Raw genomic sequence first — 18376 nt, forward strand, 5'->3', positions numbered from 1 at the left:
TATATGTCTATATTAGCCTTTCAGATGCCTGAAAAAGTTGTTATGGAGAAATCCGACGACTTTAATGGTCAATTTGAATTTAAACCGCTTGAAAAAGGGTATGGAGTAACAATTGGCAACGCACTTAGAAGAATATTGCTGTCTTCACTGGAAGGTTATGCTATCACTTCAGTGAGAATGCCAAGTGTATTGCATGAGTTCTCTACCATTGAAGGAGTGATAGAAGATGTATCAGAAATTATCCTCAACCTTAAAATGGTTCGTTTCAAAAAAGTAAACGATGCCATTGAGGATAAAATAACAGTTTCTATCCGTAATCAGGAAACCTTCACGGCTGGCGATATTGACCGTTTTACCAATGGTTTTCAAATTCTTAATCCAGAATTAGTTATTTGCCACCTCGACAATAACATTTCGCTGGATGTAGAATTAACTATTCAAAAAGGTCGTGGTTATGTTCCGGCAGAGGAAAATAAGCCAAACGATCAGGTATTCGGTCAGATTGCTATTGATGCTATTTTTACGCCAATTAAAAACGTAAAATACAGTATTGAGAATACCCGGGTTGAGCAAAAAACTGACTACGAAAAACTTTTAATCGATATTCAAACAGATGGATCTATTCATCCGGAAGATGCGTTAAAAGGAGCTGCTCATATATTGATTCAACATTTTATGTTGTTCTCCGACAACACCATGACTTTTGAAACTGCTAAACCTGAAGAGGAAGAAGCAGTAGACGAAGAAATGTTGCATATGCGTAAAGTTCTGAAAACACCATTGAACGATATGGATCTTTCGGTTAGAGCTTACAACTGCTTAAAAGCAGCCGATATTCGTACCTTGGGTGACCTGGTACAGTTGGATATGCAAGACATGATGAAATTCCGGAACTTTGGTAAAAAATCTTTAACTGAGCTCGAAAATTTAGTTCAGGAAAAAGGTTTAACCTTCGGAATGGATCTGTCGAAGTACAAATTAGACGAAGATTAATTAATTAACGGCATAATTCCCGATCCCTTAACAGGTTGATTGACGGTATGCACGTGCACAAATAAATAATAATGAGACACGGTAAAAAAATAAATCATTTAGGTAGAACGTCTTCGCACCGGAAAGCGATGTTATCAAACATGGCTTCTTCGCTGATTTTGCACAAACGCGTTACTACAACAGTAGCCAAAGCAAAAGCTTTACGCAAATACGTTGAGCCCCTTTTAACTAAATCTAAGAGCGATACTACGCATTCCAGACGTACTATATTTTCTTATTTACAAGACAAAGAATCGGTTAAAATTTTATTTGACGAAATCGCAACTAAAATTGCTACCCGCCCAGGTGGTTACACCCGCATTCTGAAAACTGGTAACCGGTTAGGTGATAATGCCGATATGTGCATTATTGAGCTGGTAGATTACAACGAAAATATGTTGAGTGCTACCGCTGCGGCTGCTAAACCAAGATCCAGAAGACGATCTAAAAAGAAAGACAACACAGACGCTCCGGCGGCTAATGCTGCTCCTGCTAAACCAGAGGAATCAACTAACGCTGATCAAGCTACTAAAGCAGAGGATGCTGAATAATTATTTTTTCAGGTAATTTATAAGGGGATATGATATTTATCATATCCCTTTTTTTATTTTTGCAGTAATACAAGAGCATGAAAGAAAGAATTGCAACAGAAGCCATCTTATTGTTAGAAGATGGGAAAATTTATCGCGGTAAAAGTTTAGGCCGCATTGGTACCAGTTCTGGTGAGCTTTGTTTTAATACCGGCATGACTGGGTACCAGGAAATATTCACTGATCCTTCTTATTACGGACAAATTGTAATTACTACTGTGCCGCACATCGGGAATTATGGTGTTGTTCAAAAAGAAGTTGAATCGGGGCAAGTACAAATCAAAGGTTTGGTTTGTAAAGAATTTTCCGAGTATTTCTCCCGTAAATCTGCCGAAGGCTCCTTACAGGAATATTTCGAAAAGTCGAATATTATTGGTATTTGTGAAATTGATACCCGGGAGTTGGTTCGTCATATCCGCGATAAAGGTGCCATGAATGCCATTATTTCTTCGGATGAAGCGGATATAAAAATATTGCAGGAGAAACTTAATGCCACGCCATCGATGGATGGTTTGGAATTAGCTTCGAAAGTAAGTACCAAAGAAATATACGACCTGCATACGCCGCAACAGCAGTATAAGGTAGCTATTCTGGACCTAGGCGTTAAAAAGAATATTCTTAACAATTTTACCCAGCGCGGTTGCGAATGCAAAGTATTCCCTTTTGATACCAGTTACGAGGAAATGGAAAAATGGGGACCGGATGGATATTTTATTTCTAACGGACCCGGCGACCCGGCAGCCACTACACAGGCGGTAGAGAATGTAACCAAAATGCTGGAGCAGGATAAGCCTTTGTTTGGTATTTGCATGGGGCACCAGATTTTAGCCCAAGCCAACGGTATTTCTACTTACAAAATGCACAATGGCCACCGCGGACTAAATCATCCGGTTAAAAACCTGCTAACCGGTAAGTGCGAAGTTACTTCCCAAAACCACGGCTTTGCTGTGGATGCCGAACAGGTAAAGAATAACGAGAAAGTTGAAATTACCCACGTAAACCTGAATGACGGCACCATTGAAGGTATTCGGGTAAAAGATAAACCGGCATTTTCGGTGCAATACCACCCAGAATCTTCGCCAGGGCCGCACGATTCTGCCTATTTATTCGATGAATTTATTCAGTTGATTAAGCAGCGCAAAGGAACTGCCTAAGCAGAATATAATACCTCCACCTATAATCTTTTGTAATATTTTAAATTAAAGAAACGATGAGTATAATAGCAAGTATTAATGCCCGCCAGATTTTTGATTCCAGAGGTAATCCTACGGTAGAAGTAGATGTATTAACCGAAACTGGTTCTTTAGGCCGCGCTGCGGTTCCTTCCGGTGCTTCTACCGGTAAGCACGAAGCCGTAGAGCTGCGCGATGGCGACAAGTCTAAATACATGGGTAAGGGCGTATTACAAGCCGTTAGTAATGTTAATGATATTATTGCCGAAGAGTTAGTAGGTTTTAGCGTATTGGAGCAAAGCCTGCTTGATAAAATAATGATTGAACTGGATGGCACACCTAACAAAGGTAAATTAGGCGCAAATGCTATCCTGGGTGTATCATTAGCAGCTGCCCGGGCTGCCGCACAGGAGTTAGAGATTCCGCTTTACCGTTATGTAGGAGGCGTTAACGCCAATACCTTGCCGGTTCCTATGATGAATATTCTGAATGGTGGTAGCCACGCTGATAATTCAATAGATTTTCAGGAGTTTATGATTATGCCGGTAGGTGCGCCTTCTTTTAAGGAAGCCTTACGCTGGGGTTCAGAAATATTCCATCACCTGAAAAACGTTCTGCACAAGCAAGGCTTATCTACGAACGTAGGCGATGAAGGTGGTTTTGCGCCAAATATTAAGTCTAATGAAGATGCCATTAAAATAGTTCTGCAAGCAATAGAAACCGCTGGTTACAAACCCGGCGACGATGTAATGATTGCCATGGATGCCGCTGCTTCTGAGTTCTACGAAAATGGCGTTTATCACTTCAAGAAATCGACCGGCGATAAATTAACATCTTCCGAAATGGTTTCTTACTGGACCGAGTGGACCAAAAAATACCCGATTATTTCGATTGAAGACGGCATGGACGAAGACGATTGGTCTGGCTGGAAAGCTTTAACCGAATCTATTGGTAAAACTACGCAGTTGGTAGGCGACGATTTATTCGTAACCAACGTTAACCGTTTGCAGCAAGGTATTGATCAGCAGATAGCCAACGCTATTCTGATTAAAGTGAACCAGATTGGTACGCTTACCGAAACCATTGATGCCATTAATTTAGGCCGTCGTAACGGTTATAAGAGCATTATGTCGCACCGCTCCGGCGAAACCGAGGATAATACCATTGCTGACTTAGCGGTAGCTTTAAACACGGGCCAGATTAAAACTGGTTCGGCTTCACGCTCTGACCGGATGGCTAAATACAACCAATTACTCCGGATTGAAGAAGAATTAGGCGAAACTGCTTATTTCCCGGGTAAAAAAATGTAATTCCTGTTCTGGAAATTTCTTAAATTAGAGGCCTGTTAAATATTTAATTTAGCAGGCTTCTTCTTTTTAAAACTGGTGTAATATATGTTGGCAAGAATTCCGAAGTTTTTCCGTAGTTTTTATTTTTTATTTACCACGCTATTCCTGGTGTGGATGTTCTTTTTCGATTCGAACGATTTTGTTACGCAGTACCAGATGAGTAAAAAGCTGAGTGAACTGGAAGACGAGAAGGAGCATTACCAGCAACGCATTGCACAAGTACAAGAAGATCGGCAAGAATTATTAAGCAATTCGCAACTGCTGGAGAAATATGCCCGGGAAAAATACCAGATGAAAAAGCCCACCGAAGACTTGTTCATCATCATGAAAAAAGAAGATAAGGGTAAATAGAATGCTTTCAGGTCTAATTATTGATATAATACTAGCAGAAAATATATGCTGCTAAAACAAAAATGCCACCTGATAGCGGTGGCATTTTTGTTTTAGCACATGTGGTAAATTTATTCGATTTTTTTTCCAGCCATGGCTTCTTTAATCGAAATATCCATTATTCTTTCGGCAAAGGGGCGGGTAGTTTCTTCCAGTTCATCTACCGCTTTCAGAATTACATCTTTATCCTGATTGCCTGCCGCAAGTAAATCTGCTACGGTTTGTCTTTTAGCCGTGGTAATGGCCAACTCTTCTTCGGTTAAATGCTGGCGGTTCTTCTGCACAAATCTATCTACCTGGTAAAGGAGTTGCTCGGCAGTGGTGCGGGCTTCAATAACCATCCGGGCAGCTACATCTTCGCGGGCGTGCGTTACCGAGTCCAGCAGCATTTGCTCTACTTGTTCATCGGTTAGGCCGTACTGCGGTTTTACTTCTACCTGTTGTTTTAAACCCGAACGTAATTCAATGGCTTCTACTTTTAAAATACCATCGGCATTTAAGATAAAATTTACGTCTACTTTAGGCAAGCCGGCGGGCATGGCCGGAATCCCTTTCAGATCGAACTCAGCCAGTTTACGGTTTTCTTTTACCAAATCGCGCTCGCCCTGGTATACCGCAATTTTCATGTTTACCTGACCATCTATAGATGTGGTATATTGGCGACCGGCTTTGGTTGGTATTTTGGAGTTACGCGGAATAATGGAGTCCATCAGGCCGCCCATGGTTTCAATGCCCAGGGTAAGTGGCGTTACATCTAGCAATAATATGTCTTTACGGTTACCGGCCAGCACGTCGGCCTGGATGGCGGCGCCCAAGGCTACTACTTCGTCGGGGTTAAGCGAATTATTGGCCTCTTTGCCGAAGAAATCTGACACACGCTGATAAACCAATGGCACGCGGGTAGAACCGCCTACCATAACTACCGATTGAATGGCTTCTTTGCTAATATTTGCATCGGTCAGCGCTTGTTGGCAGGCCTTTATGGTTTTCTCAACGGTGGGCATTATTAAAGCCTCGAAGGTAGCCCGCGAAATATTACAGCTAATATTATTAATTGTAGCAGTATAAGTATCAGCAGAACTTAACGCTTTTTTGGCTTCTTCGGCTTTTAGGCGCAACGCCTGCGATAACGCTTTGTTAGTAGTCAGTTCCGCCTCCGGAATATTATTTTCCTGCAGCCAATAATCTACAATGGCCCGGTCAAAATCATCGCCGCCTAAATAAGTATCGCCGTGGGTGCTAAGTACTTCAAATATTCCTTGCTGAATATGCAGGATAGAAATATCGAAAGTACCGCCGCCTAAATCGTATACTGCTATGGTTTTTTCTTCGCTGGGGTCCAGACCAATGCCGTAGGCCAGCGATGCCGCTGTTGGTTCGTTTACAATGCGCAGCACTTCTAAGCCAGCCAGTTTACCGGCATCGCGGGTAGCTTGCCGTTGCGAATCGTTAAAATAAGCGGGTACCGTAATTACAGCCCGGTTCACCGGCGTTTTTAAGGCGTGTTCAGCGCGGCTGCGGAGTTCCTTTAATATTTCGGCCGACAGCTCGATGGGTGAATAAAACTGGTCACCTACCCGTATTTTTACCAGGCCCTCGGTATTATCGTCTATTATTTTATAGCCAAAATAATCTTTGTGGCTGCCCAAATCCTGGTAAGATTTGCCCAACAAACGCTTTACCGAGTAAATGGTATTGGCCGGGTCGGTAATAAGGTATTCTTTGGCGTTGTTACCCACCAGCACTTCACCGGCGTTGGTAAAATGCACCACCGAAGGTACTATCGTGCCCAAACCCTGATCATTAATCGCGATAGGCCTTTTTTCTTCCGGATGAATATAGGCTACCAAGCTATTGGTAGTGCCTAAATCTATACCAACTATTATTTCTTCTTTTTGAATCGTGCCCGTAGACAGATTTATTGCAACTTTAGCCATCTTGTCTTTAACGTTTTGGCTGAATAAACAGCCCGTTGAAAGAAACAAAATTACGCATAAAAATATTGCGGTTTAACAAGAATGTGGCAAGACCTATTGCCGGCGCAAAGGAACTGATTATGCAGAACAGCGGTTATACCAAGAATAATTGTAAAAGTAATTTTGCAATTAGCTTTGTTTAATGCAGATAATAAAAGCTAATTATTTATATCTCAATAAGATAAATAGCCGTATAAAACATTGATTTGCCTTACTAAACCTGCTAAACATGAAAAATTCTAAAATAAGATTGCGCGCTAAGTGGGGTCGGAGACACGCCAAAAAGGCAATTCCTTTGTTTGCATCTTTCTTTCTGGCGCATTCGCCGGTACCAGCCGGCAGTACAACGCATAAGCAAAACGCTGCGGTAGTAGCACCTAGTACTGTGGCACTTAAGTTTATTCAGTTTGAACTGGAAGTGTATGATTTATACGAGCAAATAGGTTTGCAGCAGGCTGGTTTAAGCTTGGAGGTGTTTAACCAGGCCATGGTAGGCTATCTGAATTTGCTGCACGCCGGCGAACTAACAAATACCCGTACCTTAACCATTGCCGATTTTGATAAATCTTCGTCAGAAGAACGCTTTTGGGTTATTGATTTAGAAAATAAAACGATTTTACACCAATCTTTAGTGGCGCATGGTAAAAATTCTGGTGAGAATATGGCTGAAGATTTTTCGAATGTAATTCAATCGGAAAAGAGCAGCCTGGGATTTTTTGTAACGCAGAATACTTACCAGGGCCGGCACGGATTGTCGTTAAAGCTGGCGGGAATGGATGAGGAATTTAATAAAAATGCCTACGACCGTAATATTGTGGTACACGGGGCCGAATACGTAAGTGAAGATTTTGTAAAACAGCACGGTAGGTTAGGCCGAAGCCAGGGATGCCCGGCGCTGCCCATGAAAAATCATAAGGAAATAATACAGGATATAAAAGACGGCTCGGTTTTGTATTTGCATGCCTCCAATGCCGATTACAAATCTAAATTGCTGGATACCGAAATTGCTATGAATGCTTTCTTTAAAGAAGCAATACCGGTTTATGCTTATAATTAATAATTAACATGGTTTAGAATATAGCTAGAACTTAAAATAAAAATGCCTTCCTGGAAACAGAAAGGCATTTTTATTTTTTCGGATTAAAGCTTTAGTCCGAATCGCTGGCCTAAAGTTTCCAAATCTTTTATAACCGGGTCCAGGAGCGGAATGCCAGATTCTAACCGTCGGGTTGTCATTTCACGTTCAGGGTCGCCGGGAATTAATACGGCATCTTGGCCGGCTTTGGGTTTAGCCGAGCGGAAAGTCTTAATCCAGTTATCCATGTGCTGTTTAAATTCATCGGCTGGCCGGAAAGCATCTACGCGCATTGCACCAAAAAAATGACCAATACCTTCGCCTACCGGATTGGCCGGCAAAGGCAGAAAACTTACGAAAGGCGGCACCCACGGGCCATAGTTAGCACCCGATAACACCGCAGAAAAAATATCGACCACCGCACCCAGCGCATAACCTTTGTGGCTGCCGTGTTCGCCGCCTAAAGGTAATAAAGCGCCGCCATTTTTTAGTTCGTGGGTGTTGGTAGAATTATTGCCGGCCGCATCCTGAATCCAGCCAATGGGCGCATCTAAGCCTTTGCGTTGCAATATTTCCAGCTTGCCGTTAGCGGCGGTAGTAGTGGCCAAATCTGCTACAAACGGCGGCTGGTCTTTGGCCGGAATAGCGACAGCAATAGGATTGGTGCCTAGCAAGCGTTCTACCGAAAAAGTAGGAGCTACCAAAGGGCTCGCATTGGTCATAGCCAGGCCAATCATATCGTGGGGCAGCGCCATCATGGCGTGGTAACCGGCAATACCAAAGTGGTTAGAGTTTTTTACCGATACCCAACCAGTACCTACCTGCTTCGCCTTTTGAATAATAATTTCCATGGCTTTGGGCCCTACCACTAATCCCAGACCCCGGTCGCCGTCTACCACAGCAGTGCTGGGAGTCTCGTGGACTATTTTAATATTAGGCGTAGCGTTAATCCGGCCGGCTTCCCATAAGCGCACATACCCCGATAAACGGGCAATGCCATGTGAGTCGATGCCGCGTAAATCGGCTGAGAGTAAAACATTGGTAGCTAAAATGGCATCTGCCTCAGAAAGGCCAATAGCCAGAAATATATTTTGGGTAAATTGTTGTAGTTGTGGGTAAGGAAACATTCGGGTAAAAGTATATTATAGGATAAAAGCCAGCTAATAAGAACCAGGAAAGTAAAGCAAATAGTAACCTGTTCTGTTGCTAGCGGAATATTTGAGGTTGAGAATTGTTAAGAACGCTCCTGATGGAGCAACCGGTACAGCATGCCTTCTTTTAATGCATAAGCCGACACCCGGATTTTATTTAAGGTATAATTTTCCAATACATAATCAATCAGGATTATAGCCATTACAATCATGTCTACCCGCATTTCGAGCATACCCGGTATTGCCAGGCGTTCCGAACGCTTTTTGCGCAAAATATCTTCGTAAATCTCGTAAAAATCAGCCAAGGCCAAATCTGCTTCGGGGCAGCAATCCTGTTCCCGGTCCAGCCCTTTGCGTTTTGAGTCAATGTCGCAGAGGGTATCGAAGGTGCCCGACGAACCAATTAAAACCGTGGGTTTGCAACGTTCTATGGCTTCGGCCAAGGGTTCCAGCTGATTTTGTAAATAAAGTTTCAGGGCTTCTATGGCATGTTCTTCCAGCGGATCGGTAATAAAAAATTTATCCAGCAAACGTTGAGCGCCAATCTCAAAGCTTTGTTTCCAGAATATTTGGTGGTCGTTGCAAATAATAAATTCAACGCTGCCGCCGCCAATATCCATTATCAGGCTTTTTTCATAACCAATTTCCAGCGCCGATTTTACCCCGTCATAAATAAGCTCAGCCTCCAGGTCACCGTCGATGGTTTCTACCGGTATACCGGTTTCGGTGGCAATATCGCGGATTAAGTCTGGTCCGTTGGCAGCATTTCGCACAGCGCTGGTAGCCATGGCTTTTATTTCTTCGGCGCCGTGTTGTTCTATTAAAGCTTTAAAATGTTTCAGCGTATTTAGGGCGCGGGCATAAGCTGCCGGGGTAATTTCGCCGTGGCTAATACCACCTTCGCCAAGTTTTACCGGCTCTTTTATTTTAACCAAATCCAAGGGTTCGCTGCCACTTTTAATTTGGGTAATTAAAAGATGAAACGTATTGGTTCCCATATCAATCAGGGCTACTTTTTTATCTTTTTCCATAATATTTTATGTTTTGCTGCCGGTACTAAACCGGTAAAAAGTACCTAAAGGCAATTTATGGGCATTAACATCCTGTAAATAAAGTTCGCCAAATTCCTGAAAACCTTGCCCGTTAAATGTAAAATTTTGTTTTACCAGGTTCTCCAGAATAAAGGCCGAAAAGCCCAAGGAATATAAATTTATTAAACACAGGTTATCGGTTGGGTCTAATAATTGGCCGCAGAGTTTAAAAAGCTCGTTCAGTTCGTCTTCCAGTTGCCATTTTTCGCCGTTAGGTCCGCGGCCATAAGCCGGCGGATCTAATATTAAGCCCTGGTATTTATTGCCGCGCTTTACTTCGCGGCGGGCAAATTTCATGGCATCTTCTACTATCCATCGAATATTGGTTAAGTTGCTGGCTTCCATGTTTTCGCGGGCCCAGTAATTTACGGCTTTAACGGAGTCCAGGTGCGTTACATCGGCACCAGCAGCACGGGCAGCCAACGAAGCACCACCGGTGTAGGCAAACATATTTAATATTTTGGGTTGCGGGGTTTTCAGTTGGCGGGCCTGGTCGTAAATAAACTGCCAGTTGGGGGCCTGCTCCGGAAAAATACCCACGTGCTTAAACGACGATAAACCTAACCGGAAACGCAAATCCATTTGCCCGTACTGGTACTGCATAAACCATTGCTCCGGCATTCCTTTCTTCAACAACCATTGGCCTTTTTCGGTGCTGCCTTTTTCTTTCTTAAAAACCGCCTGTGCTGTCCGTTCCCATTCCGATTGCGGTAAGCTTTTGTCCCAGATGGCCTGGGGTTCTGGGCGGGCTAAAATATATTGCCCAAAGCGCTCCAGTTTTTCAAAGTTGCCGGCATCGAGTAATTCATAATCTGCCCAATCTTTTACCGTTAAAAAGGTATACATGAAGCTTTTGCTTTAATTATTTTGTTCTTTTAAGTAACCTGCCAAACCTTTGCTATACGTTGGTTGGCAGCTAAAAATTAAATTAGCTGACCGAATATCTTTATCTTTGCAGGTAATTATACGCAGCGGGGCAAATATAAAAAGAAAACCCCGGTAGGCGAAAATGCTTAACCGGAGCAGTCGTAATTAATAAAATACGGAAAATTAACCTTAAGATGGAAATTACTTTTTATAAATACCAGGGCACCGGCAACGATTTTGTGATGATTGATAACCGGCAGGAGTTTTTTGATATAAAAAACCAGGCGCTGGTAGCCCACTTATGCGAACGCCGGATGGGAATAGGGGCCGATGGCCTTATTCTGTTGCAGAACCGTACGGGGTATGATTTCGAAATGGTTTATTTTAATGCCGATGGCCGCCTGGGTTCGATGTGCGGCAATGGCGGGCGTTGTACCGTGCAGTTTGCCAAGCAACTAGGCGTAATATCCGATAAAGCTTATTTTCTGGCTGCGGACGGCGACCATTATGCCAGTATTGCGGAAGATGGTACGGTCTCGTTAAAAATGAACGATGTACAGGCCATTGAATGCGCCGATAATTTTTATTTCTTAAATACCGGTTCGCCGCACTACGTAGAATTTGTAGAAGATTTAACCCAATACGAAGTTTTTCAGAAAGGCCGCAGCATCCGCTACAACGATCGTTTTAAAGCCGAAGGAATCAACGTAAATTTTGCCGAATTAGCGCAGCCGGATGAGCCCATGTTTGTGCGCACCTACGAGCGCGGCGTAGAAGACGAAACTTTTTCGTGTGGTACCGGCGTAACGGCTACGGCTATTGCTGCATCTTTTAAAGGCCGTACCAGCCCAGTAAAAATTAAAACTCTGGGCGGAAACCTGGAAGTAGCTTTTAACCGCACCGGCGAAATCGTATCGGATATTTACCTGATTGGCCCGGCTGTTTTGGTATTTGAAGGGAAGATTGGTGTGTAGGCATTATTTATGCGGCATTTACAGAGATTGAATATTGAAACAGAAGATTTACGTTTTGATGTTTTTAATTTTAACAGCAGTTTCTTGTTCAAGTGAAATTGATAAGGTTAAGAAGAGTAATATTATAGAAGAAACAAGCTTTATGCTGAAACTATATAAAGATATTGATGGACAATTCCATTATTGGGAGACTTGGGAACATGATGAAAAAACTGCAATTGTTCATTGGGGCATTGTTGGCCAAAAAGGAGAACAGAAGGAGATTAAATTAGGAATTCTAAGGAACTATAGTAAAACAGTTCAAAAAGGAATTGACGAAAAGCTAAGAGATGGATATTCTGAATTTGATGAAGACAAAGTTTCATTCTTAGAAATTGAATATAAGATTGATGGCTTTGGAACAGAAACTGATTTAGATAAAAGACACCGCCTTGAAGAAAGAATGGACGAGACATTAGGCTGGACAGGGCTTGGACATACGGACGGTGGAAGCATTGGAAGTGGAACAATGGAAGTTGGCTGTATTGTAGTGGACTTTGATACAGCTAAGAAAGTAGTAGAAGAAGACTTGAAAAACACTGAGTTTGGTGACTTCTCAAGAATATATAAAATGGAATAAAAACAACCACATAGTATTATATAAACGCCAGCACTGGCTGACGCTGCTGCTTATATGAGGGCGTTATTAGTATTATGCGATTAGCTACACAATTATTTGAAGGCTGTAACTAAACAGTATCTTCTTTCAATATTCAAATTTTATTATCAATATTAAGAATCTAACTATAACAACTAATCACTAACAACTAAAAGGTGTTCCTGAAATCTGATTTGTTATACCTGCGGGCATTGGAAAGTACAGATTTGGAATTTTTGTACCAACTGGAAAATAATACGGCCGTTTGGCGGGTTAGTAATACCGTTGCACCCTATTCAAAAGAAGTACTGCAATTATATCTGGAACAAGCCACTGCCGATATTTATAGCACCAAGCAATTACGGTTAATGATTTGCACGCTGGCTCACCAGCCAGTAGGTGTAATTGATTTGTATGATTTCGAACCTTTACATGCCCGCGCTGGGGTGGGCATAGTAATAGCCGAGGATTACCGGAAGCAACAATATGCTTTTGAGGCTTTAACTTTATTGCAGCATTATTGCCAAAATTACCTGCTGCTGCACCAGGTTTACTGCACTATAGCCATCTCGAATGCGGCCAGTTTAAAATTATTTCAAAACGCTGGTTTTACTGCCATAGGTTTGCGCAAGCAATGGATAAAAATTCCTGCGGGCTGGGAAGATGTGCTGGAGTTTCAGAAAATATTAGAATAACAGCCAAATTTAATATTTGTATTTTTAAGAGGTCTATAAGGTGCAATGTTGTACTATATGCTTGTTTATACAAATGAGTATAATAATTAATTAAAAATTAATACTACAAAGCTGCTCCAGTCCTCATTAAAAATATTATAATCCTATTTTATCCGGAATAGCTGATTTAATCATCTTTTCATGAGTTACAAATTCGTTTTATTAAGCATTTGAAATTCCCTTTTAACCTAATTTAACTAGTAGTATAAAAGTGATTTAGTATTAATACGTATGCTTTTTGGCTGATTTATACTGATATTTTTTAAAAATACAAGTAATATTTTGTTTTTCTAACAGCCTTTTTCCAGAATTTCCGTACAATCCTTCTGTAAGCAAAACCTAACCTGCCTAACTGGTTTTCGTTACATTTTTATCCTTAAAAATTATAAAAAATTAATTTAAGGTTTTAACAACTGTGATATTACTATGCTAAAAAGTGACCACGACAACACGGCCAAAAACGCTGATTTAACAACTGATTTATTAATGGAAGATTCCGTAACCTTAAAAAAAGAATTGGACCCGAAAAAGCCGGCAACAAATATAAATAGCTTTCTAGCCGACATGCCAAATATTATCTGCATGTCGCATTTACGGTGGGACTTTGTTTTTCAGCGCCCCCAGCACTTGTTAACCCGTTTTGCCCAGCATACTAACTTATATTATTTTGAAGAACCTTTGTTCTATGATGGTGCCCAGCCGCGCTTAGATGTAACTACCCGCGAGGGTGGTAATATAAATATTGTAGTAGCGCATTTACCTAATGGTTTAACTCCCCAGGAATCGGATGCGAAGCAAATAGAATTAATAGATCAGTTTTTGGCTGAGCATAATTTAGGCCGCTTTATTTTCTGGTACTACACGCCCATGGCTTTAGAAATTACGCGCCATCTGCAGCCCGAACTTACTGTTTTCGATTGCATGGATGAGCTGTCGGCGTTTAAAGGTGCACCGCCGCGCCTGCGCGAACTCGAAGCCGAAATGTTTAAAAAAGCCGATTTGGTATTTACCGGCGGACAGAGCATTTACGAGTCTAAGAAAAACCAGCATCCGGATGTTTATGCTTTCCCGAGCAGCATTGATAAGGCCCATTTTGCCCAAGGTCGGGAAGCGTTAGTTGAACCAGCAGATCAGGCAAATATTCCGCACCCACGTTTTGGTTTTTACGGCGTGGTAGACGAACGCTTTGATATTGAACTATTACGCAGCATGGCTGCTTTGCGGCCCGACTGGCATTTTGTAATTATTGGTCCGGTGGTAAAAATAGATCCCGCCGATTTACCTGCTGCCGAAAATATTCATTACCTGGGCGGTAAAAACTATAAAGAACTGCCAATTTATTTAGGCGGCTGGGATGTGGCTTTGCTGCCTTTTGCCCGCAACGAATCTACGAAATACATTAGCCCAACCAAAACACCGGAATATTTAGCCGCCGGCAAACCCGTAGTATCTACCTCCATAACCGATGTTATTCGGCCTTATGGTGAGTTGGGCCTGGTGCATATTGCCGATACTCCCGAAGATTTTGTAGCAGCTATTGAGAAAGCCTTAGCCCAACGCGAAGATGCCGAATGGAAAGCAAAAACAGATGAGTTCCTGTCGGGAATATCCTGGGATATAACCTGGCAAAATATGGTGGGCTTAATGCAAATTGCTGTTACCGAAAAGAAAAGCGCATCTTAAAAAGCTTCTTTCGGTATAAATCTTAATAAGAAACGTAAAATATAACTTCATAATAACAAATAATATGTTTGACTATCTAATCGTCGGAGCTGGTTTTGCCGGTAGCGTGTTGGCAGAGCGTCTTGCCACCAGATCAAATAAAAAAGTGCTTATCATAGACAAACGTTCGCATATTGCGGGTAACGCCTATGATCATTTTAACGAAGAAGGCATTCTGGTTCACAAATATGGTCCGCATATTTTTCATACCAACTCCAAAGATGTCTTCGATTACCTGAGCCAATTTACCGAGTGGCGCTCTTACGAGCACCGGGTACTCGCCAGTGTAGATGGCCAGTTAGTTCCTATTCCGATTAACCTCGATACCATTAATAAACTGTATGGTTTAAATTTAACGTCTTTTGAGCTCGAAGATTGGTTCGAATCGGTAGCCGAATCGGTACCGGTTATTAAAACATCCGAAGACGTAGTAGTAAGTAAAGTAGGCCGGGAATTATACGAAAAATTCTTCCGGAACTATACCCGCAAGCAGTGGGGCATGGACCCATCGGAGTTAGATAAATCAGTTACCTCGCGCGTACCAACCCGTACCAACCGCGATGGCCGTTATTTTACCGATTCTTATCAGGCGATGCCGTTGCACGGGTTTACAAAGATGTTTGAAAACATGCTGTCGCACCCAAATATTAAAATAATGCTTAATACCGATTATAAAGAGATTATGGATATAATCCCTTATAAAGAAATGATCTTTACGGGTCCGGTAGATGAATATTTTGATTATAAATTTGGCAAGCTGCCTTACCGGTCTTTGGAGTTTAAGCACGAAACCCTGAATACCGAAACCTTCCTGCCAACTGCCGTGGTAAATTACCCGAACGAGCAGCCTTATACCCGTATTACCGAGTTTAAATATTTAACCGGTCAGAAACATCCGAAAACCAGCGTGGTATACGAATATCCGCAAGCCGATGGCGACCCGTATTACCCCGTGCCACGGCCCGAAAATGCTGAGCTCTACAATAAATATAAAAAGCTGGCCGACCAAACGCCCGGTGTGCATTTTGTAGGCCGTTTGGCAACGTACAAATATTATAACATGGACCAGGTAGTGGCCCAAGCTTTAACCCTTTACAAAAAAATAACTGAAAAGGTAGAAGAAGACAAGACAATTGCCGAGATCGAAAAGATCGTTATTAAAGGCAAGTCGTCGCTAAACGGATCTTCCATCAAAATCAGTCCGAATGGAGCACATTAGTCTTTGGGGCGGGATTGAATGCAGTCATAATAGGGTAGGAGACCAATATTTCGACCAAATTAGCCGCAATGGCCATTTAAGTCGGATTTCCGATTTAGATTTATTTGCGGAGCTTGGCATAAAAAAACTCCGTTATCCAATTCTTTGGGAGCACATTGCGCCCCAAAGTTTAGATAACCCGGATTGGCGTTGGACAGATGAGCGTTTATCTCGTTTAAAGGAACTGAATATAGAACCCATTGCCGGCCTGGTGCATCATGGCAGCGGACCGGCTTATACTAGCCTGGTAGACCCAAATTTTGCGGAAGGCTTAGCAATATTTGCCGGCAAAGTGGCGGAGCGTTACCCCTGGTTAGAATATTATACACCCGTAAACGAGCCGGTAACCACGGCTCGTTTCAGCGGGTTGTATGGCTTTTGGTATCCGCACGGTAAAAGCGATGCGCAGTTTGTAAGAGCCTTGTATAACCAGTTGCAGGGCACCCGGCTGGCCATGAAAGCTATCCGGCAAGTAAACCCATCGGCCAAACTCGTACAAACCGAAGATTTGGGCTATACCCAAAGTACCCCGCTATTAGCTTATCAGGCCAATTTCGATAATGCCCGTCGCTGGCTTTCTTTCGATATATTGTGTGGTAAAGTCACGCCAGATCATTTCCTGTGGCAATATTTAACAGCATCGGGCCTCACAGAAGCCGAATTAAGCTCATTTGTGGATGACCCCTTGCCACCCGATATAATGGGCATAAACCATTATATTACCAGCGAACGCTACCTGGACGAACATTTAATTGCTTACCCGCTGCACACCCACGGCTCTAACGGCAAACACCGCTTTGCCGATGTTGAAACCGTACGGGTATTGGGCGTGGATCGCATAGGCATTAAAGGTTTGTTGCAGGAAACCTGGGAGCGGTATAACCTGCCCATAAGTGTTACCGAAGCCCATATTTGTTGCACCCGCGAAGAGCAAATGCGGTGGTTTAAATATATCTGGGATGCCGCCGATGCCTTAAAAGCCGAAGGGGTAAAGATAGAAGCCGTTACGGCCTGGGCATTACTGGGCTCTTTTGATTGGGATAGCTTACTTACCCAACAACGGAACCATTACGAAAATGGTGTATTCGATTTAAGAGGCGAAAAGCCCCGGCCTACCGCTATGGTAGAAATGCTGCGTAACCTGGCACAAACCGGCAAATATTACCATCCGGTTTTAGAAAGCAAAGGCTGGTGGGATAGGGAAGAGCGCTATGAATACAAGCATAAAAAAGTTTATATCAGCCGGCCCAAACACCAAATGGTAAATCATAAAAATATTGCTCCGGTATTAATAACCGGCCAAACCGGCACTTTGGGGCGGGCATTTGCCCGGATATGCAAAAACCGGGGTTTAGCTTATCAGCTACTAAGCCGGCAAGACCTGGATATTTCCGATGCGCAATCGGTAGCGCGGGCAATTGCTACTTATAAGCCCTGGGCCATTATTAATACCGCTGGTTACGTACGGGTAGATGAAGCCGAAAGCGATTCTGACCGCTGTTACTGCGAAAATTCCGATGGCCCGGCCATTCTGGCAGAAAAATGTAAAGCCCATAATATTAAGCTGCTTACCTTTTCTTCTGATTTGGTATTTGATGGAGAAAAAACCGGCGCTTACACCGAAGAAGATTTGCCCGCGCCTCGCAATGTATATGGCAGCAGTAAGTTTCTAGCCGAACAGAAAGTTTTACAAATATTGCCTATGGCCTTAGTGGTAAGAACGAGCGCTTTTTTTGGCATTTGGGATAAGCATAATTTTATTTATCATGCGTTACATGCCTTTGTGTCAGGTAATGTATTTACCGCCGCGAAAGATGTTGCTATAACGCCAACCTATGTGCCCGACCTGGTAAATGTTGCGCTGGATTTGCTGATTGATGATGCCCAAGGAATCTGGCACCTGGCTAATAAAGGTGTTTATACCTGGGCAGAATTGGCCCGGCAGGCGGCGGCTATAGCCAAACTAGATAATATTAATCTGCAGGAAATAAACGTAGCCGAAATGCATTTACCAGCTTACCGGCCATTAAATACAGCATTAACCAGTATAAAAGCCGATTTAATGCCTACTGTAGAAGATGCCTTATACCGGTGTGTGCAGGAAATTATGATGCAAATGCAGCAGGAAAATATTAATGCCGAAAAACTAAAAGAAGCTGAAAACAACATTAATATTTTTAGAACCAGCAGTACCGGAACCGATTAAATAAAGCTTTAAGCAACCCCAAGCGCCGGGTACAGGTAAATAATATTTACTTGTGCCCGGCTTTGTTTTTCAGGAATATTTGGCAGAAAAATAGCCAGAACCGGTAATAAATATTTAAGGTATAATCTTTGCCAAAGCTATGGAATTCATTT

Annotated in this window: 16 protein-coding genes; 12 read left to right on the forward strand and 4 right to left on the reverse strand. The window is 42.5% G+C overall.

All coding sequences use genetic code 11. The features are described 5' to 3' along the window. The first annotated feature begins 3 nt into the window (after positions 1 to 3). The 5 genes from F0145_RS02140 to F0145_RS02160 all read left to right on the forward strand — a co-directional run bounded on the left by F0145_RS02140 (position 4) and on the right by F0145_RS02160 (position 4494). Positions 4 to 993, forward strand: a complete 990-nt coding sequence (locus F0145_RS02140; RefSeq protein WP_150086401.1) for a DNA-directed RNA polymerase subunit alpha — start codon at positions 4 to 6, stop codon at positions 991 to 993. A 71-nt stretch (positions 994 to 1064) separates the two neighbouring features. Beyond that, on the forward strand, positions 1065 to 1583 hold the full coding sequence (rplQ, locus tag F0145_RS02145) for a 50S ribosomal protein L17 (RefSeq protein WP_150086403.1): 519 nt from the start codon (positions 1065 to 1067) through the stop codon (positions 1581 to 1583). A 77-nt stretch (positions 1584 to 1660) separates the two neighbouring features. Then, positions 1661 to 2776, forward strand: a complete 1116-nt coding sequence (gene carA, locus F0145_RS02150; protein WP_150086405.1) for a glutamine-hydrolyzing carbamoyl-phosphate synthase small subunit — start codon at positions 1661 to 1663, stop codon at positions 2774 to 2776. A 56-nt stretch (positions 2777 to 2832) separates the two neighbouring features. After that, positions 2833 to 4104, forward strand: a complete 1272-nt coding sequence (gene eno, locus F0145_RS02155; protein ID WP_150086408.1) for a phosphopyruvate hydratase — start codon at positions 2833 to 2835, stop codon at positions 4102 to 4104. An 84-nt stretch (positions 4105 to 4188) separates the two neighbouring features. Further along, on the forward strand, positions 4189 to 4494 hold the full coding sequence (locus F0145_RS02160; protein ID WP_150086410.1) for an FtsB family cell division protein: 306 nt from the start codon (positions 4189 to 4191) through the stop codon (positions 4492 to 4494). A 110-nt stretch (positions 4495 to 4604) separates the two neighbouring features. Here the strand turns inward: F0145_RS02160 and hscA are convergent, their stop codons facing one another. After that, complete coding sequence (gene hscA, locus F0145_RS02165) at positions 4605 to 6470, reverse strand: Fe-S protein assembly chaperone HscA (protein WP_150086412.1); 1866 nt, start codon at positions 6468 to 6470, stop codon at positions 4605 to 4607. A 268-nt stretch (positions 6471 to 6738) separates the two neighbouring features. On the opposite strand from hscA, the gene F0145_RS02170 reads away from it, so the two are divergent. Further along, complete coding sequence (locus tag F0145_RS02170; protein WP_150086414.1) at positions 6739 to 7566, forward strand: murein L,D-transpeptidase catalytic domain family protein; 828 nt, start codon at positions 6739 to 6741, stop codon at positions 7564 to 7566. 83 nt (positions 7567 to 7649) lie between these two features. On the opposite strand, the gene F0145_RS02175 is transcribed toward F0145_RS02170, so the two are convergent. From F0145_RS02175 to F0145_RS02185, 3 genes are all read right to left on the reverse strand, one after another. Then, positions 7650 to 8711: an Ldh family oxidoreductase gene (locus tag F0145_RS02175; RefSeq protein WP_150086416.1), complete on the reverse strand. Its 1062-nt coding sequence runs from the start codon at positions 8709 to 8711 to the stop codon at positions 7650 to 7652. A 107-nt stretch (positions 8712 to 8818) separates the two neighbouring features. After that, positions 8819 to 9766, reverse strand: coding sequence for a Ppx/GppA phosphatase family protein (locus tag F0145_RS02180; protein WP_150086418.1), 948 nt, complete (start codon positions 9764 to 9766; stop codon positions 8819 to 8821). A gap of 6 nt (positions 9767 to 9772) precedes the next feature. Beyond that, positions 9773 to 10672 carry a class I SAM-dependent methyltransferase gene (locus F0145_RS02185; protein ID WP_150086420.1) on the reverse strand — a complete coding sequence of 300 codons (900 nt, stop codon included), beginning with the start codon at positions 10670 to 10672 and terminating at the stop codon, positions 9773 to 9775. Positions 10673 to 10887: 215 nt separating this feature from the next. On the opposite strand from F0145_RS02185, the gene dapF reads away from it, so the two are divergent. The 6 genes from dapF (at position 10888) to F0145_RS02215 (ending at position 18224) form a co-directional block, all read left to right on the forward strand. Next, positions 10888 to 11667, forward strand: coding sequence for a diaminopimelate epimerase (gene dapF, locus F0145_RS02190; protein ID WP_150086422.1), 780 nt, complete (start codon positions 10888 to 10890; stop codon positions 11665 to 11667). A gap of 34 nt (positions 11668 to 11701) precedes the next feature. Continuing rightward, positions 11702 to 12286, forward strand: coding sequence for a hypothetical protein (locus tag F0145_RS02195; protein WP_223815766.1), 585 nt, complete (start codon positions 11702 to 11704; stop codon positions 12284 to 12286). A gap of 194 nt (positions 12287 to 12480) precedes the next feature. Then, the gene (locus F0145_RS02200; protein WP_150086424.1) at positions 12481 to 12999 is read left to right on the forward strand and encodes a GNAT family N-acetyltransferase; all 519 of its coding nucleotides are present in this window, start codon (positions 12481 to 12483) and stop codon (positions 12997 to 12999) included. 465 nt (positions 13000 to 13464) lie between these two features. After that, a complete protein-coding gene (locus F0145_RS02205; protein WP_223815767.1) occupies positions 13465 to 14721 on the forward strand; it encodes a glycosyltransferase family 1 protein in 1257 nt (418 codons plus the stop codon). A 64-nt stretch (positions 14722 to 14785) separates the two neighbouring features. Beyond that, positions 14786 to 15979 (forward strand): UDP-galactopyranose mutase, encoded by a 1194-nt coding sequence (gene glf / locus F0145_RS02210; RefSeq protein WP_150086426.1) that lies wholly within the window; start codon positions 14786 to 14788, stop codon positions 15977 to 15979. Next, positions 15966 to 18224 carry a family 1 glycosylhydrolase gene (locus F0145_RS02215; protein ID WP_150086428.1) on the forward strand — a complete coding sequence of 753 codons (2259 nt, stop codon included), beginning with the start codon at positions 15966 to 15968 and terminating at the stop codon, positions 18222 to 18224. The genes glf and F0145_RS02215 overlap by 14 nt, the downstream gene beginning before the upstream one ends. The last annotated feature ends 152 nt before the right edge of the window (positions 18225 to 18376 follow it).

The sequence above is a fragment of the Adhaeribacter rhizoryzae genome, from assembly GCF_008629685.1.
GTDB classification, from domain to species: Bacteria; Bacteroidota; Bacteroidia; order Cytophagales; family Hymenobacteraceae; genus Adhaeribacter; species Adhaeribacter rhizoryzae.